Annotated in this window: 21 protein-coding genes; all 21 read right to left on the minus strand. The window is 41.6% G+C overall.

Annotated features, from left to right (window positions below; translation table 11 throughout):
* Nucleotides 1-71: 71 nt before the first annotated feature.
* The 21 genes from D9T12_RS09950 to glgC all read right to left on the minus strand — a co-directional run bounded on the left by D9T12_RS09950 (nucleotide 72) and on the right by glgC (nucleotide 26,736).
* Nucleotides 72-950, minus strand: coding sequence for an HlyC/CorC family transporter (locus D9T12_RS09950; RefSeq protein WP_130538028.1), 879 nt, complete (start codon nucleotides 948-950; stop codon nucleotides 72-74).
* A gap of 89 nt (nucleotides 951-1,039) precedes the next feature.
* The gene (gene ybeY, locus D9T12_RS09955; RefSeq protein WP_130538029.1) at nucleotides 1,040-1,510 is read right to left on the minus strand and encodes an rRNA maturation RNase YbeY; all 471 of its coding nucleotides are present in this window, start codon (nucleotides 1,508-1,510) and stop codon (nucleotides 1,040-1,042) included.
* A 58-nt stretch (nucleotides 1,511-1,568) separates the two neighbouring features.
* On the minus strand, nucleotides 1,569-2,570 hold the full coding sequence (locus tag D9T12_RS09960; RefSeq protein ID WP_130538030.1) for a PhoH family protein: 1,002 nt from the start codon (nucleotides 2,568-2,570) through the stop codon (nucleotides 1,569-1,571).
* A gap of 124 nt (nucleotides 2,571-2,694) precedes the next feature.
* Nucleotides 2,695-4,131 (minus strand): tRNA (N6-isopentenyl adenosine(37)-C2)-methylthiotransferase MiaB, encoded by a 1,437-nt coding sequence (gene miaB / locus D9T12_RS09965; protein WP_130538031.1) that lies wholly within the window; start codon nucleotides 4,129-4,131, stop codon nucleotides 2,695-2,697.
* 211 nt (nucleotides 4,132-4,342) lie between these two features.
* A complete protein-coding gene (locus tag D9T12_RS09970) occupies nucleotides 4,343-4,882 on the minus strand; it encodes a prepilin-type N-terminal cleavage/methylation domain-containing protein (protein ID WP_130538032.1) in 540 nt (179 codons plus the stop codon).
* A gap of 105 nt (nucleotides 4,883-4,987) precedes the next feature.
* Nucleotides 4,988-6,094 (minus strand): sensor histidine kinase, encoded by a 1,107-nt coding sequence (locus D9T12_RS09975; RefSeq protein WP_165395090.1) that lies wholly within the window; start codon nucleotides 6,092-6,094, stop codon nucleotides 4,988-4,990.
* 1 nt (nucleotide 6,095) lies between these two features.
* Complete coding sequence (locus tag D9T12_RS09980; protein ID WP_130538034.1) at nucleotides 6,096-6,710, minus strand: response regulator; 615 nt, start codon at nucleotides 6,708-6,710, stop codon at nucleotides 6,096-6,098.
* Nucleotides 6,711-6,716: 6 nt separating this feature from the next.
* Complete coding sequence (locus D9T12_RS09985) at nucleotides 6,717-7,097, minus strand: hypothetical protein (RefSeq protein ID WP_130538035.1); 381 nt, start codon at nucleotides 7,095-7,097, stop codon at nucleotides 6,717-6,719.
* Between the two features lie 20 nt (nucleotides 7,098-7,117).
* The gene (locus tag D9T12_RS09990) at nucleotides 7,118-8,620 is read right to left on the minus strand and encodes a prepilin-type N-terminal cleavage/methylation domain-containing protein (protein WP_130538036.1); all 1,503 of its coding nucleotides are present in this window, start codon (nucleotides 8,618-8,620) and stop codon (nucleotides 7,118-7,120) included.
* A gap of 19 nt (nucleotides 8,621-8,639) precedes the next feature.
* On the minus strand, nucleotides 8,640-10,100 hold the full coding sequence (locus D9T12_RS09995) for a type II secretion system protein (protein WP_165395091.1): 1,461 nt from the start codon (nucleotides 10,098-10,100) through the stop codon (nucleotides 8,640-8,642).
* A 64-nt stretch (nucleotides 10,101-10,164) separates the two neighbouring features.
* A complete protein-coding gene (locus D9T12_RS10000) occupies nucleotides 10,165-10,968 on the minus strand; it encodes a type II secretion system protein (protein ID WP_130538038.1) in 804 nt (267 codons plus the stop codon).
* Nucleotides 10,969-10,983: 15 nt separating this feature from the next.
* Nucleotides 10,984-12,018 (minus strand): hypothetical protein, encoded by a 1,035-nt coding sequence (locus D9T12_RS10005; protein WP_130538039.1) that lies wholly within the window; start codon nucleotides 12,016-12,018, stop codon nucleotides 10,984-10,986.
* 33 nt (nucleotides 12,019-12,051) lie between these two features.
* A complete protein-coding gene (locus tag D9T12_RS10010) occupies nucleotides 12,052-13,359 on the minus strand; it encodes a prepilin-type N-terminal cleavage/methylation domain-containing protein (protein WP_130538040.1) in 1,308 nt (435 codons plus the stop codon).
* A gap of 76 nt (nucleotides 13,360-13,435) precedes the next feature.
* Nucleotides 13,436-14,308 carry a type II secretion system protein gene (locus tag D9T12_RS10015; RefSeq protein WP_130538041.1) on the minus strand — a complete coding sequence of 291 codons (873 nt, stop codon included), beginning with the start codon at nucleotides 14,306-14,308 and terminating at the stop codon, nucleotides 13,436-13,438.
* Between the two features lie 9 nt (nucleotides 14,309-14,317).
* Nucleotides 14,318-15,280, minus strand: coding sequence for a hypothetical protein (locus D9T12_RS10020; RefSeq protein ID WP_130538042.1), 963 nt, complete (start codon nucleotides 15,278-15,280; stop codon nucleotides 14,318-14,320).
* Between the two features lie 158 nt (nucleotides 15,281-15,438).
* Nucleotides 15,439-17,895 carry a glycogen/starch/alpha-glucan phosphorylase gene (locus D9T12_RS10025; RefSeq protein WP_130538599.1) on the minus strand — a complete coding sequence of 819 codons (2,457 nt, stop codon included), beginning with the start codon at nucleotides 17,893-17,895 and terminating at the stop codon, nucleotides 15,439-15,441.
* 50 nt (nucleotides 17,896-17,945) lie between these two features.
* Entirely contained in the window at nucleotides 17,946-19,466 is a 1,521-nt protein-coding gene (gene glgA / locus D9T12_RS10030; protein WP_130538043.1) for a glycogen synthase GlgA, read from the minus strand.
* Between the two features lie 45 nt (nucleotides 19,467-19,511).
* Complete coding sequence (gene glgB, locus D9T12_RS10035) at nucleotides 19,512-21,731, minus strand: 1,4-alpha-glucan branching protein GlgB (protein WP_130538600.1); 2,220 nt, start codon at nucleotides 21,729-21,731, stop codon at nucleotides 19,512-19,514.
* 227 nt (nucleotides 21,732-21,958) lie between these two features.
* Nucleotides 21,959-23,392, minus strand: coding sequence for a 4-alpha-glucanotransferase (malQ, locus tag D9T12_RS10040; RefSeq protein WP_130538044.1), 1,434 nt, complete (start codon nucleotides 23,390-23,392; stop codon nucleotides 21,959-21,961).
* 307 nt (nucleotides 23,393-23,699) lie between these two features.
* Entirely contained in the window at nucleotides 23,700-25,424 is a 1,725-nt protein-coding gene (locus tag D9T12_RS10045; protein WP_130538045.1) for a glycoside hydrolase family 57 protein, read from the minus strand.
* Between the two features lie 43 nt (nucleotides 25,425-25,467).
* On the minus strand, nucleotides 25,468-26,736 hold the full coding sequence (gene glgC, locus D9T12_RS10050) for a glucose-1-phosphate adenylyltransferase (protein ID WP_130538046.1): 1,269 nt from the start codon (nucleotides 26,734-26,736) through the stop codon (nucleotides 25,468-25,470).
* Nucleotides 26,737-26,953 lie beyond the last annotated feature (217 nt).

A 26,953-nucleotide genomic window follows, 5' to 3' on the forward strand; every position in this document is an offset into this window, starting at 1 on the left:
TTGCCCTTTCTTTTGTTTTGACAAAAAAAAGCCAAGCATTTGCTTGGCTCTTATTTCACACAGCCGCCAGACTATACAGCCGCTTCATCCAATGGTTTTTGATCATCATTCGCTGACTCTAGCATATCTGCTTGAAGAGGGGAAACCTGAAATAAGTCGGCACGACGATCGGTTGCCTGCAACACCTTAATCAACCAGTTTTCGGCTTCAACCTCTTCCCCAACAATCGGCACATGGCCTAGAATGTTAGCGACATAGCCGCCTAAACTTTCACTATTACCGTCATCAACTTGCGTTTTGAAGAAATCATTAAACTGATCAAGTGGTGTAATCGCTTTTACCGCGTAAATCTCACCTGCTCGCTTTTTAATATTTTCATCATGATCATCATGCTCATCTTCAATATTCCCAACAATCTGTTCAAGAACATCTTCAATGGTAATCAAACCCGCCAATTCATCATATTCATCAATCACCAATGCCAAGTGATTGCGCCCTTCTTTAAATTCACGCAAAAGTACGTTCAGACGCTTACTTTCGGGAACAAAGTTTGGCTCACGGCAGATTGCACGCAAATCTTCCTTGGTTTTCACTTCGCCTTTGACTAATGAACGAAACAAATCCTTTGCAAGCAAGACCCCAACAATCTCCCCCTCATCCATCACCGGATAACGAGAATGAGACGTTTCCAACATCTCTTCCAAAATTTCATCCAACTCTTTGGACAAATCAATTAACACAATCTGCAAACGCGGTAGCATAATGTCTCGGACTCGCGCCTCAGAAACCTCCAAAACACCTTGAATCATCAATAAGGCATCGGAGTCAATCACCCCTTGTTCTTGGGCATTTTGCAATTTTTCAAGAATTTCTTCTCGGCCCTCCGGTTCATCTGAAAACACTTTACTCAGACGACTTATCCACGAAGGACCGTTACTACTGTCACTCATATTAATTTTGATTTCCTAATCAATAAATTTTTTTTAAAAGCTACCGGCCGGTTAATTTTTATACATTTCACCAATGGCTTAAACTTCGCTCAAACTTCATAAGGGTTATCAAACCCTAACTTTTGCATAATTTTTATTTCAAGCGCTTCCATTTCTTGCGCGTCTTTTTCTTCTATATGGTCATAACCTTGCAAATGCAAGGTGCCATGCACCATCATATGCGCCCAATGTGCTTCAAGCGATTTGTTTTGTTCTTTGGCTTCTCGCTCAACCACTGCCGCGCAAATCACCAAGTCACCTAAATACGGCAGCTCTTCACCAAGCTCAACTAATCCCATTGGCTGCTCAAATTCAAACGACAACACATTGGTGGGTGAATCCTTGCCGCGGTAATCGCGATTCAGCTCTTGGCTCTCAACCTCGTCCACCACCCGAACAGTCATCTCTACCACTTGGTATGCAAGTTCACCCTGCAAAGCGGCGCGCACCCATTTATGGCACTGTCCGACATCGGGAATAGATAGCGGTTCGATACCCCATTGCAAATCAACGCTTAACATGGAGAACTCCTTTTCACAACGGTGAAAATTTAAAGACATTTAGACTGGTAAAATTTGATTACTGATTCGTATTATCACGTTTTTTTGCGTCAATTTGCTTGGCTTTATTTCGGTCATACCGATCATAAGCGTGCACAATTTTTTGCACTAATGCATGACGAACCACGTCTTTGGCTTGATAAAAGGTGAAACCAATACCACTGACACCTTCTAAAACCTCAATCACATGGCGCAAACCTGACTTTTGAGAACGAGGTAAGTCACACTGAGTAATGTCGCCCGTGACCACCGCTGTCGAACCAAAACCAATTCGCGTCAAAAACATTTTCATTTGCTCGGTCGTCGTATTCTGAGCTTCATCCAGAATAATAAACGATTCATTTAAAGTACGACCACGCATAAATGCCAAAGGCGCGACTTCAATCACGTTCTTTTCTAACAATCGCTCAACCGTTTCAAAACCAAGCATTTCAAATAACGCATCAAAGAGTGGACGCAAATACGGGTCGACTTTTTGACTTAAATCGCCAGGCAGAAAACCGAGCTTTTCGCCGGCTTCCACCGCAGGGCGCGTCAGAATAATTCGACGCACCTTTTCACTTTCCAAGGCGGCAACTGCGCAGGCAACTGCTAAATAAGTCTTTCCTGTACCGGCCGGTCCAATCCCAAAATTAATATCGTGTGACTGGATTGAAGCAATATAACTGGCTTGATTCAAGTTGCGAGTTTTAATGGTTTTGCGACGTGTTTTGATTAACTGCTGTTCTTCACTCAATGCCTGCATTTCATCAAATCCAAGCTCATGCAAAACCAAATGCAATTTTTCAGGCGTTAGCGTCTCAAACTGTGTCTGTTCATACAAATCACGAATGACTTGTTCTGTTTTCACTAGACGTTCCGGCAAACCAGTGACAGAAACCGCGAATCCGCGAGTATTAATTTCTACGCCTAAACGCAATTCAACTTGACCTAAATGCTCATGATTCCAACCGCAAAGGTTTTGCAACCGCTCGTTGTCCTCTGGGAACAATTGAAATTCAATGCTTTGTAATGCCGTCAAAAAAACGCCTCATTGGAAATATAAAACAAAAACAAACCGGCCGGTAAGATTTTAAGAAAAACTTTACCGGCCGGTACAAAACAATAATAAACGAAATTATGATTTACGTGCTAGTTTGAAAAGTTTACAACGCATGAAACTGCGGTGCAACGAACTTATCTGCCTCGGGTGTCGCAACGATTTCACCTTTTAACGAGTTGGTATAAGCCTCAGTGATTTTGACATCAATAAATTGGCCAATTAAATCCGGCGAGCCTTCCACATTCACCACACGATTATTCTCAGTACGCCCAGCGATTTCTGTAAATGAATTACGCGACAAACGCTCTACCAAAATTCGTTGAATTGTGCCGACCATGCCCTCAGAAATCGCGGCGGTCTGTTTATTCAGTTGTTCTTGCAAGAAATACAAACGACGTTTTTTCTTCTCCATCGGCTCTTCATCCGGCAAAGACGCCGCTGGTGTTCCCGGACGCGCTGAGTAAATAAAACTGAATGAGCGATCGTAGTTTAATTCTTCCACCAATTTCAACGTTTCTTTGAAATCATCACAAGTTTCGCCGGGGAAGCCCACAATAAAGTCACCCGACAAACTCAAGTTCGGACGATGTTCACGAATTTTTCGAATCGTGGATTTATATTCCAACACCATGTGATTACGTTTCATTAGCGCCAAAACACGGTCCGCACCCGATTGAATCGGCAGATGCAAATGCGACACCAGCTCAGGAATTTCTGCATAACAATCAATAATGCTTTGCGTCATTTCATTTGGATGTGACGTTGTATAACGAATTCGGTCAATGCCATCAATCGTACGCATCGCATGCATTAACACCGCCAAGTCAGCAATATCGCCATCCGCCATTTCACCACGATACGCATTCACATTTTGCCCAAGCAGGTTAATTTCACGCACCCCTTGTGCTGCCAAAGAGCGAATTTCCGCCATGACATCTTCAAACGGACGACTAACCTCTTCACCGCGCGTGTATGGCACCACACAGAAGGTACAATACTTTGAGCAACCTTCCATAATTGACACCATTGCCGACACGCCATTGACTTCCGGCTCGGGCAAATTATCGAATTTCTCAATTTCAGGAAACGAGATGTCAATCACGGCTTTTTTCTTTTTAATCGAATCATCACCACGCACACGCAGCGCTTCATCAATCATTGCCGGTAAACGGTGCAAGGTTTGCGGGCCAAAAATCACATCGACCGCTGGCGCACGTTGACGAATCACATCGCCTTCTTGTGAGGCAACACAACCGCCCACACCAATAATGCGATTCGGCTTTTTCGCTTTCCATTTACGCCAACGACCGAGTTCAGAAAAGACTTTTTCTTGAGCTTTTTCACGCACTGAACAAGTGTTCATCAAGACCACGTCCGCGTCGTCTGGATTCTCGACCAACTCTAGACCATAGGTTTTTTGCAACAGACTCGCCATTTTATCCGAGTCATACTCATTCATCTGACAACCATAGGTAATCACATGAAGACCACCCGTGAATGGAGTCTCTGTCAAAGTGGTTTGCAACGCGTCCTGTGCCATCAAAGTCTTTCCCTGCTGAAAAAATGAAAACGAAATCAATCCCAATAAAACTAGATTAAAACGCTAGGTCAATGAAAAACCTAGACATTTTCTTAAAATTTCAAGGTCGCGTATTCTAACATAAAGCCGGAAAAAGAAACGATAAGAAATTTTAGACAATAAAAAACCCGCCGAAGCGGGTTAAAATTATAGAAGTTTAAGTATTGTGGAATTAAAGCTTTTTACACAGAACAATAACTGTACCATCAGCATATGCGGCATCAGCTTGGTTTTGGATATCACCAGTTTGTCCATCTCCGTCATCAAATTTAGTATCGATATTTAATGCATCTGAACCATCAATATTTCCAGCACAAATCGCTTTGTCAAAACCAGTATTAGTTCCTGCAGTATCATATGAAAAATATCCGTCTATAGCATGAGAAGGGTTTCCAGTTCCTGTTCCCGTTAAAAAACCTTCATCTCTTAAATCATCCCAAAACTGCGTTACTCCAGTACTATCGGTATTATCACTGCTCGTATCATCTGGATATGAACCAGTTCTATCTCTGTAAGCATAATAAGCTGCAGTAATATTCTCAAAATCAGAAGTAACAGATTTTACTTTCGAGTTTTCAATCAACTCTTGACCTTTAAGTACACCACCCAGTAGTAGACCGATAATGACCAGTACGATTGCGATTTCAACGAGCGTGAAACCTTTTTGTTTTTTCGCCAACGATTGAACGTTCGCTTTGAAATTGTTTCTCATAATATGACCCTTCTCATGAATTTACAGAAAAACACGTATGTGTGCTTTTCATAATAGCCATCTCAACCAGAAAAAACAGAGTAAATTTTTTTTACTCGATTTGATTTATTGATTTAACACATCTTTTATAGGGATACTCACTTCAAATAGAGATGTCTGATTTTCAGTATTTGATCGAAATGTCACCAAACCGTCTATCTGCTTGAGCAGCTCTCTTGCAAGAAACAACCCCAATCCCATGCCACTTTCACTATTCGTCCAAAACGGTTCAAACATCCGTTCTATCGGAACCTGCTGCAAACTTATCTCAGAACTTTCTATCTGAACACTGAGTTCATCAGCTTGTTTCTTCACCCGAATTTTCAGCACCTCACTCCCTGAACCATGATCACGAAAGTTATTTAGAATGTTTTTAAAAACTTCTAACATCAATTCACGAGGAAGATACACATTCGCTTCCCCTTTAATTTGTGCAGCCAGTGCATTCACCTTCACGATATCTAAAATCATCGACTCAATATTGATCCATTCATTCTGTAAAACTTGTGAAGGTTGATAGGTCTGCGATAAGGTACGTTTCGCTCTTTGTGCCATAAACGGCACTGAGGCTTTCAAGCGGTTCATTAATTTGTTACAAGCCTCTTCAGCTTCGATGGTTTGCACTTGATCTGAAAGCAATTGTAGGAACTGCGCAATGTTTTTAATCTCATGCTGAACAAACAATTGGTAGCGCTCAAGTCGTTTTTGAGAAATAAGAATTTGCGACTGTTTGAGCATTAAATCCTGCTCAAGAATATGCTGAAAAGTGATAAGAATAACGCGAGCAATACTTTCTGGTTGCTGTCCTGAATAAGACAAATAGGCACTCACCTTAAATTTCATGTCATCGACGGACGCAGTAAATGCATAAAGGTAAGTTTGGTCCAGTGTTGAGCCTTTGGAAATTTTAAAGGTTTCACCAAACCAGTTGACATTCGCTTCAAGCTCCAAGCAACCGGAACGGTTAAGAAGTGGCCAAGATTGATGAAAAAACTCCAAGGCATCTTGCTGGCAGTTTTCGTTAATTTTGTAGAGTTGCGAAATACTGTGTCTTAATTTAAGTGTTTGGTATCGAAAATAGAGCGCCAGAACAACCAAAACAATGCCTAACAGGAGAATGAGAAACCATCCCTCGGAAGAGAGAAATTCAATAGTGGCCTGTATCCATTCCATGCTAATCTGAGAAAGCCTCGTCATCTCGGTCAATGGAATACTTCTTGATTAAGTAGTACACATTTTCACGCTTTAAGCCGAGCAAACGAGCCGTTTCATGCACATTGAACTGGGTTTGCATCAAAACCTGTCTTACCAACTTCTCTTCTGCTGAATTTCTGACATGCTTAACGCCTTCGCCCAAGGACACATCAATTGAAACCTTGTGTAGTCCTTCTTGATCCTTAAGCTTTTCTTCTTGATCATAAAACAGACAGGCTCTTTTGACAGCTTGCAACAAACTCAGGTTATCTACCGGTTTTTCAAGAAAATCAAACGCGCCATGTTTAAGCGCCAAATAGGAGGTAGCCTCGACGTTTTGCCCCGTTAAAACAATCGTCTTAATTTTAGAAATATGACGGCTCAGCCAGTCCAAAACCGCCAATCCCTCATCAGGTGAATGCTCCGCTGGAGGCATTCCCATATCCAACACAACTACCTGAATATCGTTTTCAGACAAACACGCAAGCGCCTGCTCTCTTGAAGCTGCCTCCAAAATAGAACAACCTTCAGATTCTAAAGAAAAACCCAGCATGCTTCGCAATGCTGGGTCGTCATCCACAATTAAGCAGTTCATAAATTCTTAGTTGCCACATTCTTCCCACTTACAAGTTTGGCGACCACCAGATTCTGAAAAAATTATTAACTCGAAATTAACGATATTGGCCTTTTCCAGGTTAGTAAGCTCACCCCACGAAGCAATATTTTCGAGAACCAACGTATCAAATCCATCACCTCCATTGATTGCTTTATCCACGCGACCAGATTCAGGGTCTTCGGTCTTTCCTAGCCATAACACATCATCCCCAGGGCCAAGATCAACACCGATCAAACCTAAGTCTAGAGTTTCCGTAACAGTTCTCTCAAACGACTCTTCTTGAGAGTAAGGTGTCTTTGATTGAGCATAACTATTATTCGATAATGAAAGAATTATGATTCCTAGTGCGACCATTAACTTAGTCATGATTTCCTCCTCTTGAAAGATTAATCTTCAAAATAGTAAAGGCGTCTGTAAATATAAACTGTTTCATTACCATTCTCTTGAGGGTAGCCATCATCCAACACCCACCATTCTTGATTACCATTTCTGTTTATCTCTTCAGAACCTGGGCTATTTTCATTAAAATTTTCGATTGCCGTTTGGGCGTCGTTTTCACTGTCGTACTCAACGGGTTCTCCAACATCTTGTGGAGTAGAATCATTTACATCTGTGCTCATAGAAGACTCAGTACCGGAATAGTCTGCTTGAATCCAGACCTTGTCATCACCTTCCCCAGCAGTTAAAAGCTCATGTAGCTCTCCGCTAATAACAAACTTATCGTTACCTGTTCCTAAATCAACCTCGGAGAATGCATCATTAGCAATGTAGACACTGTCATCTCCTGCACCTGTATCAAGTGCTGCATTTGAGCCATAATCACTGATTATGCCAGTTTTGTTGTCATAGGTAAGGCCAGAAGACAAATCATTTCCTATCAAAACATAGTCATCCCCTTTGCCTAAATCCAAAGCAGTGGTTACGTTCTGATCCACGGCTATGACATCTTGATTTTTTTCATCATGGTCATCATCTCCAGCGTCACCCTGTAAAGCCTGATAGTCACCCTCATTTAACGAATAATTTCTAAAGGTAGGATCAGGGATCTCTTCTTGAAGAATTGTTTCGCCACCCGTGCCACCGACAAACTGGTTATACGTAATTTTTTGGGATAACACCCTTGACTTAATTTCATAGCCTGTGATGTACTCAATTAGATCATCAAACTGAGCACCATCGGCATCACTAATTATTTGTTGGTGATAATAGGCATCTCCATCGCAATTCTCATTCTCAGCACCGGAAAGTCCTGAACAATCAGGGGATGTTGTCACCATTGTTGAGTTGAAGTTTTCGCCATAAGCGACTAAAACTATAGAAGCCGTGCTTGTGACCAAATGCGCATCACTTGGTGTTCCTGAACAAGCTGTAGCTGATTCATTACAAATAAAATAGTTTCCACTACCATCATTATTATAGATAGGAGGGGTGGCTAAAGAGAAAAATGCACCATCGTCGTTTCTATTACAAAAGAAACTCGCTGAATCTGTTGCATCACAGACAGTCACACTATCCGTTGCTTCGGAATTTACAACATATCGAATGGGGTTATTCCAACCATCAAAAGTATCACTTTGGCTTAAACCAATATCAACAAATGGAACAAGACCAATAGACACAGAACATTCTGCACCAGGATTAGCAGTAACTCTATTCTCTAGTCCATCATTGTCAGCATCAGGGCAAGGAAGGTACTTATTTATTTGAGAAAATTTGAGCAACTGCTCTTTAATATTTGAAAGATTATTTTCAGATTCTTGCTGATATTTAACTTTTTGGAAACTGCTCAGTCCAGTAATCGTTCCCGCTACAATAATGCCAACTATCCCAAGAACAATAGAGATTTCAACGAGTGTAAACCCTTTAGATTTAGTATCACTTTTTCGCATTTTAAATCTCCTAAATCCTTTAAGGTTTATTATCGGCAATTATTTGCTCTATTGTGCTTAATTCACCTTCTTCATAGACCGTATCTCCAGGGAAATTGGGAACCTTGGGTGGTACATTGTATAAAGCACCCTGAATATTACTCACATCAACATTTTCAGATGTTTGAGTTGAAAAGTTAGCAAAATCAATATTTACCTTTCCATTCTCATCTAACTGTACGTTATAAGTTTTGTATTCATACCATGTGTTATCACTATCGTCATTTTCATCATAAAAAAAGAATTGGTCTTGATAATTCGGATCAGATTGTAGTTCTTCTTTTGTTTTTCCACTCTCCCCTAGAAGCATATTTATCCCATCATCCAAATCGACCAAGGTTCCATCTTCCGAATGACCATAAAGCTCTTGATCTACATCTGAATTAAAAGCCACAACAAATTGGTCTTGAGTTTCTATTCTTCCACCACTATATTCTGCCCCTTGCCCTTCATTTAAAGCATCTGCATCTTCCCATCCACCTGTCACCTCCATATCAAATGATACGGTAACCATACGACCTGCATTTTCAGCGCCAAAATCCAGAGCCCCTGACACCACATTCACCCCTATTTCAGATGCAAAGCGGTCATCATCACCACTCCCTCCTGCAATACCGACAGTATCACTCGCCAGGAGATTTTCCTCACCCTCAGGTTCGATAATAGTCACATTTTCGCTTCCTCCAATGTCTACAACTTGGGGGTCAAGTTCTGAGTCTAGCTGCTCTTTTAATTCATTGGCTGAAATAGATTTGATACGATCATCAAAAAATGAACTCGGATTATTCGAATAAATTAGTTGGAGAAAGCTAGTGTCTGTATCCTGGTTTTCATCTTCTTGGCTAGAACCACCAGAAATATCCTCTCCATCTTGGTTATAAGCCACCAAAACTGCAATCAAATTCCCGCCAACTAAGTCAGAAGAAGATGAAATATTTAGGTTTCCAACACCTTGATTACCGACACCAGGTAAAGGAAAAGTGGTTAAATCAAATTGAGGTGGTGCGTTATTGTTTAAGAAACAGGCAGATTTCTGAGGACAATCGCAAGGTGGCGATCCACAATTTAAAGGAGTTAATACATTGATACTATCTTGGTTTACAGCGTAATGAAATTTATTCCCCCAACTGTCGGAGACTTCAGCTAATGATAATTGAAGATCATTGAAAGGCACTCCACCGTTGTGTCCCTGGCAAGTGTTACCGTTACGATCTTCAAAACCATCATTATCTGTGTCTGGACACGGCAAGTATTTGTTCGTTTTTACAAAGCTTAAAAGAGACGATTTAACCAGTGAAAGACGATTGTCCGCTTCTTTCCAATACACATGTGTTTGCTGCTCTGAATATGAAAGTAATCCTCCTACTCCAATTATGCCCATAATTGCAAGGACAATAGAGAGCTCCAAAAGTGAAAACCCTAGTTGCGTACTTTTTTTCATTTTGTCTCCCCTAAAAATTTTCATGCCCCCTCCAAACAGTCGATATTGAATGACTCATTTGAGACTACGGAGATGGAACAGGCATATCTGGCAAGCCTTTTTCAGAACGAATAATAGCGTATTTAACATCGTAACCAGTAAGCCAAAATAATTGGTCATCAAATTCTTGGCCTGAAGAAATATTTCTTCGAGCCTGCCAGAAATAATCATCATTGTCAGTATTTTCTGTCTCTGAAGGGCTGCGAGGAGCATTGCCATTATCACCATAGCTCACTACCACGGCAATCGCTGCATGTTCAATAATGTCATCATTGGGTGTAGAGCCATCGCAACTCGCTGTAACATCATTACAGATAACAAAGTTACCATTGCCTCTTCGAGGCCCTCCTAGAACCCCAATAGGTGGCGTATTGAAATCGAATCCAGAATTTGGTGTAAAACGATTACTAAAGTAACTTGCAGATGCGTTTGGGTTGGCAATATCATCCAACCCTGCCGCCTCATTATCTGTATCTTGATTAACTGAATAATAAAGACCACTCCACCATTCATCTTTATCACTTATACCTAAATCTAAATAAGGCAAACCACCATAGTGTCGAACACAAGCTTGACTATTATCAGTATCATCATTTTTTCTATTTTCGCGCCCATCTGCAGGCGTATCTGTATCAGGGCATGGTAAAAAACCGTTGACCTGGACAAAGGTCAGCAACACCTGCCTCGCATCGTGCATTAAAAGCTTATTCACTTTATGGCTATCAAACTCTCTAATACTTGACTGAGATAGCTTAATACCGTAGAGAATCACGCCAAGAATAACAATGGCAATACTTAACTCTAATAGTGAGAACCCTCTTTGCTTCATGTTCAACCCAGTAATTTATTCACAAAAAAACTCATGCCAGTTTTGCCCATTAAAGTTATCTTCTAAAGCACTTAAGTCACAATCACCAATAAAATCAGCAGACCCCGCAATAAATGCACAGCGATTGAACCAATGATTAGCGTTATCCTTCACCCTATTCGATTCACACAAATCTGGAACATTATTCCCACCTCTATCAGGCAAATCATTATTATTATCATCGTCAGCTATGCCATCACCATCATCATCTTTGGTTACATCCTTACTAACTCGGCTTAATACTGCAGCTCTCCACTCTTCCAGTGTAATTGAAATGACATAATCATTAAAAACATCTGGTGCACCATCTTTTGTAAAAAAATTCTCATCATCGTCGGCATTACCTTGGTCAAGATAGTTGCTTTGCGAAAGAGAAGACCTGTTTTGTCCTACAAGTGGGTCACCCGCATAAAAAAGTACCATAACAATGTCATTTCGCCCATCCACAGTTAAATTTGCATTCGCTGGCGATATTGAATTAAGGGGCAAAAATCTATGTGTAGAAATTGAATTACTTGTTACAAATCTCGAATCGACTGAAAACCAATATAGATTAGAGTCTATTGGGTTATCAACAAATGTATAACGGTTGTCACTTGATTTAATTGGAACAATACCTGTTACAAAACCATCACTACTGCCACAATTATTAACAACACCTGCAATAGGAATGCCATCAATATCAAAGCCATCATTCGGTAAACCATTGCCGTTTTTATCCGGGCAAGGAAAATAGCCTATCCCAGGTATTTCATCGAAATCTGGACTGCCAGATATTTCAGAGTAATAAATTTCCGGTTGCATAACCGCAAATGTCAGCATTTTTTGTTTGATTTGGTGTAATTCTCGAATATGCATATTGTGCATTTGAATTTGCATATTCTGTGCTCTAAGCCCAGAAATCGTTCCAAACCAAACTGCTGCTCCAACGACAAGCATCATCATAATAAGCAACACTATAAAGCCGCGTTGTTTTGATTGATGTCCAATGTGCTTTTGCATTATTTTCAACAATACTTAATCTCCCTTACCCATTTATAAGGTTTATCCTGCACCACAGTTTTGATCATAATCGATTGAAATCACTAAAGCTTTTAAAATCTCATACCCTGAATCATTTGGGTTCACCAAAGTGCCCATTGCAACATCATAGCAAGAGTTTAAATCTTCATAATGACAGATATATTCAACGTTATTGATTTTTGCTGCAACTATCTGGAAACCTGAAAGCCCTGAATAGACGTCTTGCGATACCACAACCAAATCTGTCCCAGCCTTACCATCGATTGCCCCAACCGACCCCAAGACACCTAAAATATCATCACCGGCTTTCAAGCCAAAATTACCAGAAATTGTCATATCTTTTGTGACTAAGTAAGCATTATTACCGCTAGTACTGATGTTAAGCTGGTTGCTATTGGAAAGCTCTTCATTAACAATCATTTTGTAGCACCTCCAATCTGAACCTCTATCACCACCTAAATTCAATGTAAATTGATTTAACCGATCCAAAACTTGCTGTTTGATTTCATAGGCGGAGATGGTCACGATTTGGTCATCAAAGAAATCGGCAGCCTTATCTGAAAACATACCGCGCCAAAGCTTTCGCTCATTTGCCCCAGTATTTGTACAATTCATTGCTTCTCTTAAACTCAGAGTTTTTCCAGCACATGTGTCTAAAGCCAAATTAGCACCATTTTCATTAAACGCCACCAATACCGCTGGAATAGATTGCACTTCATAATCTGACGCGCTGGCGCACTTAGCCGAGTCGCGTTTACAAACGGTATAACTGTTACTGGTGTAGGTACTAAAGTCGGTTGAGGAAGTAACAGGAGTATCCAAACCAAAATAGGGTAATGAAATATCTGAATTTCCAACACTATGCACAATCGTTTGATTGGCAAAATAGCTTGCTTCGGTATTGCCTTGAGACTCTTGAGTGGTCGAGCCATCATTAGACGACATATCTGAAAGGCTATTCACATCCGCATTGACACCATAGGCAAATACATTGTGCCATTCATCACTACTATCGGCTTTACTTCGACCAATCTCACCATAAGGAACGAACCCTGTTGAAGCTGTGCAAGTTCCATCTGGCTCTCGGTCTTCCTTGCCATCATAATCGCCATCATCAAAACTATCTGGACACGGCATATGATAATTAACCGTTACATAATCCAATAACGCTCGCTTGGTCTGCTCAAGTTTGGCTTTGGTGCTATTTTGATAAGCGTTATCGATAAATGCATTATAAGAGGAGACACCCCCTCCAACAATAACGCCTAAAACCCCTAAAACAATGGAAATTTCAACCAGTGAGAAACCTGTTTGTCGTCTTTGCTTCATATAGATTCCAAAGTTAATACTGAGACGTCAACTATTTAAGTTTACTCCTTTAGTCTTTAAAAAAAAGTCAATTTACTTATTGAAGTCTGCCACTCTGAATTAATGCATTCTTAGCTTGATTCATATCAAACCAAAGAACATAGTCTTTATTTCGGCTAGGTTCATCGAAAACAAAACCGGTATCACCATCACAGTTTTCCTGCTCCGCAGTCGTCAAATCAGATTGGGAACAGGTCAATGCATAACTTCCCAAACCGTTTTCTCCCCATGAAATCACCGTCGCAATCGCACCTTCTTCGATGGGTTGAAAATTCGCATCTTGAATTTCAATGCCATAAGACACCTTTAAAGTTCCTACCGGCCGGGTAGAAAGATGGTAATAAGGAGGACGATTTTGAAAATCTGTGGGATGAGCCGATACATTATCCACACAAGTTTCATTGCACACCGAATCACAATTACTGGCTGAACTCGCTGATTTGCAATAAAACGTTTCTGTTTCTGGACATAACCAAAAATCGGTTAAATCCTCACTGCCACTACTCGCAAAAACGCTGGTCGGCTCACAAACTCGGTTGATATATGTCGAACTTTCCGTGCGTTGATGCACTCGGTAGTACCAAGGGTTGCCCCAAGCATCCGCTTCAGAAAAACCGAAATCTGCATAGGGCAAGCCACCTTCTCGATCTTTACAAGTTCCATTTGTGTTCCGACTTTCATGACCATCGCCATTCGTATCGGGACAAGGCAAAAACCCATTTATTCGAAGAAACAAGTGCATCGATTCTTCAAGTTGTAACATCAATAAGTCCTGACTAATTCGACCTTTCGCCTGTGTAGTTTGAGTCCAGACATTTGGCACTGCCATAAATATCAGCGAGATAATCACCATGGCAATACTCAAGTCCAAGAGTCCTAAACCTTTTTGTAATCCAAAACGATACTTCACTGACCCACCTTACTTAAATGTACAACTGGAAATCCAACTCTCAACGCCTGAACCAAAAGGATTGTATTCTGGCAAAGCGGGATTAGAATCATTAAACGACTTTGCCCAATGCTGCTCGGTACTCAAGCCTGTAAACTCGCCTTCACCTTTCCAGCGCATGGCTTCAATACATAACCTTCTCGCTATTAACAATTTCCATTCCTCCCATGTAATACCGACAATCAAGTCAGAATCGTCATTTGATTGCGACAGTGCAACAGGCGCACTCGGAGAGATAAAAAAACGATCACCATCTTGGTTTTCAGGGCTGAGACCGTTATTGCCCGCATCAATTAACAGGGCAATGTAGCCATCAGTGTTATCTAAACTTAATCCTAGAGGCGTTGAAGCACTCTCGATGGTGTCAACCGATAAAGGCGTGAAGTATTGGCTTGAACCTGTATTGTAGTAAGCGCTTTGATAGGCAAAACGCTCATCAACTACCAAATAATATTTAGCCGGTTTTCCAAAATACACAAACCGACTTTTAAACCGACTGGGTAAAAACCCCATGCATGGCGAAGTGCCATCGCAATTTTCACCACCCGAACTTAACTCAGGGTCGGGTACAAAACCGGTTGCATCTGGATTAGGGGCTAAGCTGTCATAAGGATTACCGCAACTGCTCTCTGTATTGAGCAAAAGGCCATCCCCGTCTAAATCCGGACACGGAAAGTATCCCAACGAAGGCATTTTACCGGCCGGTCTTAAGGTACTATCAGAGTTCGTTTGATAAATTTCTGGCTGTAGAACCGCAAACTGCATCAAACGCTGTTTGGCTAATTTCATTGCTAAAAAACGTTGATCAATCTGCTTGCTTTTAAATATTGAAATTAATGCTTGTTGCTGACTCCCCACCCACAACACAACCACAATTGCGACCGCTGAGACAAGCAGACTAGAAATAACACCCATTTGTTTTGATTTAAACACACTTTATACTCATTTAAAAAACACAAGTGCATCTATTTATAACAAATTTAATAAAAAACAATGGTTAAAAAGTTTTATCCAGCATAAAAAAAGCCCGAATACTCAAACAAGATTCGGGCTTCATTTATAAGCTAAATAGCGCTTTATATTATAAAAACTTATTTAATTGTAATCGGCTCAAGCTGCCAAATATCTTCGTTGTAATCTCTCATGGTTCTATCTGTAGAAAACACACCACTTCTGGCTGTATTAATAATACTTTTCTTAACCCATAACTCTCTATTTTGATAGAGTTCAGCGGCCTGTTCTTGTGCTTCAACATAACTATCAAAGTCTGCAAGTGTGACCCAAGCATCACTGGGTGACGTCATTGAGTGAATCACATCATCAAAAATACCCGGTTCAAACTGGTTAAAATGCCCAACCGTTAAGAGCTTCATGACTTCTTGTAAATTGAAACTTCGATCAATATAGCTTTGAGGGTGATAATGATGACGTAGTTCTTCAACTTCGTGTGTTTGCAAGCCAAATAAAAAGAAGTTTTCCTCACCGACTGCTTCTCGAATTTCAACATTTGCGCCATCAAGCGTTCCAATCGTGAGAGCACCATTCATCATGAACTTCATATTTCCGGTGCCTGATGCTTCTTTACCAGCCGTCGAAATCTGCTCTGATAAATCTGCTGCTGGGCAAATTCTCTCCATGACCGAAACTCGATAATTGGGATAAAACACGACTTTTAATTTATCTCCAACTTGCGGGTCATTATTGACAACATGTGCAACATTATTAATCAATTTAATCAGCTTTTTAGCCATTGCATAACCCGGAGCGGCCTTACCACCGAACAATACCACACGATTGGTCCAGTTTTCAGTGTCTCCACGCTTAATACGGGCGTAAAGATGGATTACATGCAGCACGTTTAGCAATTGGCGCTTATATTCATGGATGCGTTTCACCTGAACATCAAACAGAGACTCAATGTTCAAAGTAACCCCTGTATGTTCAAAAACCGCATCCGCCAAAACTTGTTTATTATGCTGTTTTACCTGATACCAGAGATCACGAAATACTTTATCGCTCGCAAGTGATTCAATCTTAGAAAGTTCATCTAAATGGGTCACCCATTGTTCGCCAATCTTGCCATTCAGCAACTCTCGTAATTTTGGGTTACAACCTGCTAACCATCGTCTTTGAGTGACACCGTTTGTTTTATTATTGAACTTATGCGGCCACAATTGATAAAAATCATTAAACAAGCCCTCTTTCAACAAATTCGAATGCAACCGAGCAACGCCATTCACAGAATGACTTCCTACAATTGCTAAATACGCCATACAGACATTGTTATGTTCATCAATAATAGACATACGTCTTTGTCGCTCCAAATCCGCTGGCCAACGCATAGAAACTTCGGACAGGAAGCGCGAATTGATTTCATAAATAATTTCTAATGGTCTAGGCAGGAGCTTTTTAAATAATTCCACAGGCCACTTTTCAAGGGCTTCCGGCAATAATGTATGGTTAGTGTAGGCCATCATCTTTGTGGTCATACGCCATGCATCATCCCACTGCATTTTTTCTCTGTCCACCAACAATCGCATAAGCTCTGCAACCGCTAAACTCGGATGGGTATCATTCAATTGAAAAGAATTAAAATCAGCAAAGTCATCCAAACTTCCATACTGACGTTTCCACTGATCCAATACATCTTGCAATGAAGCAGAAACCAAGAAATATTGCTGCTTTAAACGTAACTGCTTGCCATTTTCGCTGGAGTCGTTTGGATACAACACCATGGTGATGTTTTCTGCTTTCGCTTCTGCTTCAACCGCTTCCGTATAGGAACCTGCATTAAACTCACTTAAATTAAATCCGTCGGGTGAAGAGGCAGACCAAAGTCGCAGAGTATTCACCGTATGATTTTTATACCCAGGAATGGGCACATCATAAGGCACAGCCTCAATCATTTCGGCATCTTCCCAGTGCGCCGTCATTTGTTTGGTCTGCGGATCGACATACAAGCGTGACTCCCCTCCAAACTTCACAATTTGCGTATATTCAGCACGCTGCACCTCCCAAGGATAAGGGCCTTCTCCTAACCAATGATCAGGTTTTTCAACTTGATATCCCTCTTCTATCACCTGCCGGAACATGCCATATTCATAGCGAAGTCCATACCCCATTACCGGAAGCTGTAGCGTTGCGCAGGAATCCATAAAACAGGCAGCCAACCGGCCTAAACCACCATTTCCAAGACCTGCGTCTCGCTCTGCATGTTCAATTTCTTCTAGGTTCAACCCGAGCTCATACATCGCTTGCTGGGCTTCACTATCAATGCCCAGATTCAGTAGATTGTTCGTCAAAGAACGTCCAATCAAAAACTCCATAGATAAGTAATAGGCTTTTTTTGTTTTTTGACGATTGTAGGCTTCCCAAGTCTTTTTCCAATAAACCATTAAGCGGTCGCGCGTGGCATAAGACAAAGCTTTAAAAATATAGTATTTTTCGGAGGATAGATTTCGACCAATGGTATGACACAGATATTTCAGGAAATCCTCTTCAATATCTTCCACTGACATTCCCGTTGTAGAAAGTAGTTTTTCCACCATGGCTTGGCGTTTTTGTAAAACTTCGCTTGGAAGGGCATTCTGCACCTGACTCACGATTCTTCTCCCTGATAGACTTTTAAATACTGCTGCGCACTATTACGCCAATCGAAACTCTGTTGCATACCGATTTTCTGCAACTTTTGCCATGTGCGTTTTTTGGCAAACAAGGCTAAAGCAGAATGGACAGCTTCCTCAAACGCATAAGCAGCCGGTTCGTAAAATACAAAACCTGTTGCGAGATGATTGGCTAAATTCTCACTGGTCGCAGGAATGACTGAATCGGCTAAGCCGCCGGTAAAGTTTACAATTGGAGGTGTACCATACGCCAAACTGTATAACTGATTTAACCCACATGGTTCAAAGCGTGACGGCATTAAGAACATATCAGCCCCAGCTTCGACTTCATGGCCTAATTTTTCCGAGTAGCCAATGTAAGTCCAAATGCGTTTTGGGTAGTGCTGAGAATACTCCATCAACTTTTCTTCGAAGTATTTCTCTCCAGAACCGACAAAAATAAAGTTAGCATCCGTGTGCTTTAATAAGTTTGGCAAGGCTTCTAAAACAACATCGACCCCTTTTTGCCAAACCAAACGCCCGACAAACCCAAATAAGGGAGCTTCCAACCATCTATCAAAGTTTGCAGAAACCTCTTCCTCGTTCACATGGTTCAGAATCGAAAACTCCTCTAACAACTTTGCCTTATTTTTCTTTTTCGCAGAAACTCGGCCTTTTTCCACACTGTATTGGTGGGCAATAAACTCATCCACTTCAGGATTCCAAACCTGATCGTCAATTCCATTTAAAATACCAATCAAATGTCCCTTTTGGCTGCGCTCCTGCAAAATACCCTCAAAGCCATAAGCGTACTCATTCAAACAAATCTCTTTGGCATAGGTTGGACTGACCGTTGTTATTCGATCGGCATATATCAATCCCGACTTAAGCATTGAAAAATGCCCCCAAAATTCAACCCCATTCATATGCCACAGAGACCAAGGCAATTCCAGCTGTGCAAAGAGTGACTCTGGATAATTACCCGGATAAGCCATATTGTGAATCGTAAAAACCGTTCGTGGACGATCCTGTTCAAGGCTCAAAAGCGCATTGACCAACCCTGTTTGCCAATCATTGGTATGCACAACATCCGGTTGCCATTTCACACCAACACGCCCCATGGCAATTTCAGCGACAACTTTAGAAAAAACGGCAAAACGCTCACCGTTATCCCACCAGTCCGTTCCATCCTGTGCTAAATATGGATTACCCGGCCGGTCAAAAAGTTCAGGGATGTCTACCAACCAAATCGGAACACCAAGGGAAGGAAAACTTTTTGCTTTCACTTCCAAAACATCCGCCTGATAGTGACGACCACACCCGCCTACTTCGACACGAGCAATGTGTTTCGGGGATTTATCAGCCACTTTGTCCAACACAGCCCGATAGGCTGGCAAAATAATACGCACTTGATTTTTCAAAGCTTTTAAAGCTTTTGGAAGACTTCCACTAACATCCGCCAAGCCACCAGTTTTGATGAGCGGGTGCGCTTCTGAGGTCGCAAATAACACTTTCATAAGTTCATCATTCTTTTCAAATTAGTTCAAAGGCTTAGTCGGTAATCACTGTTCTAACATCAGCACAACAGACGCTAATGGCGGTAGAGAAAGCTCAATCGAATATGGCTGATTCATCCACGGCAACTCTTGAGCTTCAAAACATCCCTCTAGCAGCCACTCACTTCCATAAAATTGTTCATCATCACTATTAAAGACCACTTGATACCGGCCGGTAGAAGGTACTCCAATACGGTAATGTTCTCGAGGGATTTGCGTAAAGTTAAACACGCACACTAAATGTTGTTGCTCACTCCATCGAAGGAAGCTCAAGATGGATTGCTCATAGTCATGACAATCAATCCATTGAAAACCTTCGCTTATAAAATCCCTTTCATGCAGAGCTGGAAGTTCGCGATACAAATGATTTAGCCGGCGAGTACATAGCTGAACACCGCGATTTAAAGGCTGATCACACAAATGCCAATCTAAGGCTTTGGACTCTGACCACTCTTGCCATTGCGCAAACTCTGACCCCATGAATAACAACTTTTTACCGGGATGCAGCAACTGATAACTCAATAACAAACGCAAATTCGCTGCTCGCTGCCAATCATCTCCAGGCATTTTTTCAATCAACGAACCTTTTAAATGGACCACCTCATCATGCGATAACGGCAAAATAAAGTTTTCAGAATACGCATACATTTGACTAAAAGTGAGTTCACTATGATGGTATGCACGGAAGACCGTTTCTTTTGAGAAATACTCTAAAGTGTCATTCATCCACCCCATATTCCATTTCATGGAAAAGCCTAACCCCCCCATCCATGTTGGACGCGACACCATGGGCCATGAGGTCGATTCTTCAGCCATCACCGTTGCACCCGGGCATTGTGAATGAACTTCATGGTTGAGTTCTTTTAGGAAATCAATCGCTTCTAGGTTTTCACGACCGCCATATTTATTTGGTAGCCACTGCCCATCATCTCTCGAATAATCCAGATACAGCATGGAAGCGACCGCATCCACACGCAAACCATCAATGTGAAACTCTTTTAACCAGTAAAGCGCATTGGCAATCAAGAAATTTCGTACTTCATTGCGTCCAAAGTTGAAGATGTAAGTGCCCCAATCTTGGTGCTCACCCAAACGTGAGTCTTCATGTTCAAAGAGTGCTGAGCCATCAAATCGACCCAAGCCGAATTCATCTTTAGGAAAATGCGCAGGCACCCAATCCAAAAATACGCCAATATCATTCTGATGAAAGATATCGACAAAATAACGAAAATCATCTGGCGTTCCAAAACGGCTGGTCGGTGCAAAATAACCGGTGGTTTGATAACCCCAAGATTGATCTAAAGGGTGTTCAGTGATCGGTAACAATTCAATATGCGTATAGCCCATCCACTTAACATACTCGACCAAACGATGCGCAATCTCTGCATAATTCAAAAAGCGTCCATCATCCGTTCTCTGCCAAGACCCTAAATGCACTTCGTAAATATTAATTGGCGACTTTTGCCAGTCATAGCTCTGTTGCTTAGACTGCCAATTTTGATCTTGCCACTGATAACTTGTCTCATAAACCAAACACCCAGTGTCTGGCCGTTTTTCCATAGACTGTACGAAAGGATCAATTTTGGTAAACACTCGACCAGACTGCGCATTGCGAATCTCAAACTTGTAAAGATCGCCCGCCTGAAGCCCCGGAATAAAAATTTCCCAAACCCCTGAACCTCCTAAAACTCGCATCGGATGACGAAGGCCATGCCAACCATTAAAATCGCCCACCACTGAAACTCGCTCTGCCGCTGGTGCCCAAACCGAAAAACGCACACCAGAGATGCCATCAACCTTCATAGGTTTCGCCCCCAACATGTTGTAAGCATGCCAATGACGTCCTTCTGAAAACAAATGCGTATCCAGTTCACCAATTTGCGGGACAAAGCTATAAGGTGAAACGACCGAATGAACTTGTTCGTCACTCTCTTGCCACGCTACAGAAAAATGCGGGCCTAATATTTGTTTTTCAGCTTCTTCCAGAAAAACAATAAACAAATCACTGCCCTCAATGCGATGCAAATCGAATCGCGTCGCTTCATCCACCGGCAGCCAAGCTGCTTCAGCACTTGGTAACCAACAACGTACTACCCAAGCACTACCGCTCAGAGTCGCCAATTGATGCAATCCCAAAATACCGTAAGGGTCATGATGGCAACCTTGTGCTAAACGTTCAATGTCATGTCTCAATACCAATTGTTGCTCAACCAAACGCTCGACCATTGGCACCCATTTTTGATTTTTTGCTTTCACAGTGCTGCTCTTTTCATTATTTCCAGTTGTCGTGTTTTGACCGGCCGGTGAAGATAATTTTGAATCTTCTTGGGTGGTTTTCATGTTTTTTGAAGTCATTTTATTGCTGCCCATTTGATTCCTTTAACTGAAATACTCTCTGAAAAGGAGTGAAGTTTTTGGATGCTGATCTTTTTTGAAAGTCGTTGTTTGCTCAATTATGACCGGCCGGTGGATTGAATTAATGTCGCGATTTTGTCTGCAAGTTCCTCGGTAAGCTGCCCTTCTTGCAATTGCCAATTCCAGTTATTTTCAATAGTACCAGGAGTATTCATTCGTGATTCCGCCCCCAAAGCCAACCAATCCTGCATCGGTGCTATAAACCAATTGGGCACACTTTTCAGACCAGCCATAATCAATGGCCAAGGCATTTGCACATCCACACCCACTTGTTCCAATTCCTTGTGAGTACTTTCTAGCTGTGACCAAATCCAATTCTGAGCTCCAGGTTCTAAACTCTCAAACCACCCCATAGTCGTATCATTATCATGAGTTCCGCTGTAAACGACTGAATTTTCAACCTGTTCATCTAACGCATGCGGATTATCCGGCAAACCATTAAACCCAAATTGCAGAACCGCCATACCGGGTAAATCAAACGCTTCTTTTAATGCCACAACTTCCGGTGTAATAATTCCTAAATCTTCGGCAACAAGAGGCATATTTGGCATGGATTCTTGCAAACTCTGTAGCAACCGTTCTCCGGGAACCTTCTCCCATACACCATTCATTGCAGTCTCTTCATCCGCTTGAATTTCCCAGCTTGCCTCAAGGCCGCGGAAATGGTCAATTCGTAACACATCCAGTTGTGATAATGCATGCTCTATGCGCAAATGCCACCAAGAGAAATTATCTTTCTCCATTTTTTCCCAGTCATAATGCGGATTCCCCCAACGTTGACCTGTTTCGGAAAAATAATCGGGGGGTACTCCTGCAACGACGGTTGGATTTAAAGATTGGTCTAATTTGAAATTTTCAGGATTTGCCCACACATCCGCACTGTCATAAGCGATAAAAATTGGCATATCGCCAAATAGCGTAATGGCTTTTTGGTTCGCATAAGTTTTTAATGCTTGCCACAGGTGTGACAACCAAAATTGTTGTTGCTTAATTTCCAATAACTGAATTTGATGCGCAGCCTTGAAAATCTCTAAAGCACTTGAATCCCGATACTTATATGCCTCTGGCCACTCGTTCCAAGCGCGATGTTCAAAATGTTCACGCAGCGCCATAAACAATGCAAAATCCTCCAACCAATGCGGAGGCGAATTTAAATAAGTTTCAAAAGCGTCTGTTGACCCTTCAAACTCTTTTTCAAAATCCGATTTCCAACCGGCCGGTAAAAATCTCGGGTTCATTGCAAACGCTGAAAGCGCGCTGTAAGGCGATAAATCATCATGTGGAGCATTGAGTGGAAGCATTTGCCAAATTTTCAGCTGAGCTCTTTCCATCCAATCAATAAAACGCCAAGCGTTTTGATCCAAACAACCGGCGGTTTGACTGCTTTCTTGCGGCAAAGAGGTGATATGCAAAACCACACCCGCTTGACGCTGCTTGTATCCAAAATTCTTTGAAGTCGGAGGATTTGGCATTTTCTTAACCTTTTACCGTTATTAATTCAGGCGAATTTCACTAAGGAACCTCTGATTGAATCAAATTGAAATTCTGCGAGACTTCCAGCTCGCTTATTTTAGGCGTGGCGCGCCGACCTTAGTTATTCTAAGGTCAAGAGTCACAACGACAAAGAAGTGGGCTGGAAGCCTCACCCACAAGGGCTTAGCCAAATCTGCCATCTCTGCGTTATGAAGTTTTGCAAGGTCTAGACATTGCTGCAACTTCACGCCTTAACCTGACAAATTTGGCGTTGCCAGAAATTAATTTGATTCAATCAAAGGTTCCCTAAGCATTTCGACGCATAGTGCCACCGTTTTCAACCCCATGACCACCATGAGAAATCGGTTGATTCAAAGCCTCGGGAATTTCTACTTCAAGCAGTTGATAGAGTTTTTTAAGATGTGAACGATACAGGTGATCAAAGTCTTTAACACTTTGAGCATTGTTATAATCCCCAAACCACCAGAACCAATCCGAACCTTCACAAATCGCTAATTGATCAATAATCGCCTGCGACTTTTCTTCAGTAAATGTTTGCGTTGCCATAACTTTATCGAAGCTTTCTTTTGCTGCAACCAGCAAATCCCAGCCAAGATTTTTGTCTTTATCGCCCATCCAAGTTGAGAAAGAACCATAGACCCAACTACCGGCTTTTAACATGGGAAGCTCTCGCACTTTGCAACCATCCTCAATGGCCTGACTAAAGGTCGTCATTTCAATTCTTGGATGGTCACTTAATACATCATAAAAAGCCATTAAGAAATGATAAGCATTATCTGGATAGTATTCCCACGCATTTTCCCCGTCCAGAATCACACTTACGACATGCTGGTCAGCCTCTTCTCCCAAAAAGTTAGCAATATTCGTCATATTTTGAGCAAAGTTATTCGCCGCATCTTCGGCACGCCAGTCCTTGTATTGGAAACCGATTAAATCCGACATACCATCATCTCTAAAGAACAGTTTTGCATGAGCATCTTTATGCTTAAGAGGAGAATACAAAGCCTTTTTACTGTTAATCAAATGCGGATTAATTTGCGATGCTTCACATGAATGCCGCCAAACACCTTCACCGGAAGCCGTCCATTGCAAGTTATAATCATCTAACAGCTTCACAGCTTCAGAACTCAAAGCCCCTTCCGATAACCACACGCCTTTGGACTTTTGACCAAAATAATGCTCAAAAACTTCTTGGCCTTTTTCCAAGTGCCAACGAGCACGCTCCTCACCACCTGGGTAGGCAGGCGCTTGTGGCAAAGGGGCATTTGGCGTGGATTCATGCAAACTATTAAAGTCCAACATGAGCGGTACAATCGGGTGCCCATAAGGACTCATAGAAAGCTCAATTTGGCCACGATCCAATAACGCTTTGTAACGAGGAATAATATTACGAATCGCATCAAACAAAATTTCCATAACAAGACGGCGATCTTTCTTAGAAAAGTTTTTCTTTTTCTGCATTAACAATGTAATTCGGTGATCATCACGGCGTAAGCTGATTCCCATCCAAGCAAGGTGATACCACATCAACAAATCAATGAAGAACTGTTCGCTTAAATACGACAATTGAACACAATGCGATACATCGTTAACCAAATCACAGTTTTGCAGCAGTTCGACCATTTCATGAAAATACGGTAAGGCATGAATAATGGTTGGAGCATGCGCTTTTTGACATAGAATCGCAATTTCTTGGCGCTGAGACAGCTGGCCGGAAATCGGCTCAACGCCAGCGAGTAAGTTAAGCAAACGGTCTTGCATTGGCTGACCATTGTCCAACCACTCCTCAATCTGCTGAGCGTAGTCATCCAACTGTTCCAATAACACAGGGGCAAAATTGACAACCACTTTTGCCTCGGGACATTTTTCCAAATGCCAAACCATATCGGTGTAATCTTTTATGGCATGCAAATACACCCAAGGAAGGTGATATTCACCATCTTCACCATCACGATAATGTGGTTGATGCATGTGCCAACAGACCACTAACTTAACTTTTTTCTCACTCATAAACTCGCCTTACTCCATTACTCAACCATACACACATCAAAACTTATCGAGTAATGTGCAAACGCTGCCCGAACATGTCTGGTGTAACTAAGACAATGCCCGAAGATTCTTCAAGATAGAAACGCTCAGCATCCGCAACAGGATCTTCGCCAATTACTGTATTGGGAGGAATAATCGTACCTTTATCAATCACTGCATTTTGAATACGGCAATTTCTCCCCACATCAACCCGAGGCAACAACACCGAATCTTTAATAAGTGAATAACTATGGATTCGTGATCCACTTGAAATAATAGAACGCTTAATTCTCGCACCAGAAATAATACAACCACCAGATACTAAAGAGTCAATCGCTTCCCCTCTTCGTCCTTCATCATCAAAAATGAATTTTGCTGGTGGCATTTGAGCTTGGTAGGTCCAAATCGGCCAATCACGGTTATACAAATTCAGTTCGGGTTCAATCGAACATAGATCCAGATTCGCTTTCCAGAAAGACTCAACGGTTCCTACATCTCGCCAATAGAGCGGATTCTCTTCCTTATCGACAAATGGATAAGCTTGTACATACTGGCTATCAATAATCGAAGGAATAATATCTTTACCGAAGTCACGCGATGAATCAGGGTTATCCCGGTCCTCAATTAGTTTTTGAAATAGGAATTCCGTAGAAAATATATAAATGCCCATAGAAGCCAACGCCATATCAGGCTTACCTGGCATCGGGTCAGGATTTGCAGGCTTTTCAGTAAACTTGGTAATTTCTAAAGAATCGTCAACGGACATCACCCCAAAACCACGCGCTTCGTCTATTGGTACTTCAATACAACCGATTGTCACATCAGCTCCAGAGTTAGCGTGAGCAAGCAACATATTGCTGTAATCCATCGAATAAATATGATCCCCACCCAAAACCATTACATACTGAGGTGAGTGACGTCGCATAATATCCAAGTTCTGATAAAGTGCATCAGCGGTTCCCTGGTACCACTCTTTATCAATACGCTGTTGAGCCGGTAACAACTCTACAAATTCACCGACTTCATAACGCATAAAACTCCACGCACGCTGGATGTGTCGAATCAATGAATGTGACTTATATTGCGTTAAAACCCCAATTTTTCGAATCCCTGAATTCACGCAATTCGATAAGACGAAATCAATGATTCGATACTTACCACCAAACGGCACAGCCGGTTTCGCTCGCCAACGCGTCAAATCTTTTAAACGACTCCCTTCACCACCAGCTAAAACCAATGCAAGGGTATTACGAGTCAATTCGGTACTGGTTTTTGTTTCACAATAATATTTCATGGAAATCCTCTATATGAATCATCAGGCATCCAAACGCTTCTGCAAGCATTTTTTGAATGATACGAATGTCCAAAACCATTTCGTCGATGACAGACTAACAACTAAGTGCATATGCACCAAAAAATCTTTTTATTTAACCGGCCGGTAAATATTTAGCTTGTACTCAACCATTCACATTGTGCTCTCATTTCACGCCAAACCCAACGATAAAACTATC

Origin of the sequence: Thiomicrorhabdus indica, assembly GCF_004293625.1 — a bacterium.
Lineage (GTDB): Bacteria > Pseudomonadota > Gammaproteobacteria > Thiomicrospirales > Thiomicrospiraceae > Thiomicrorhabdus > Thiomicrorhabdus indica.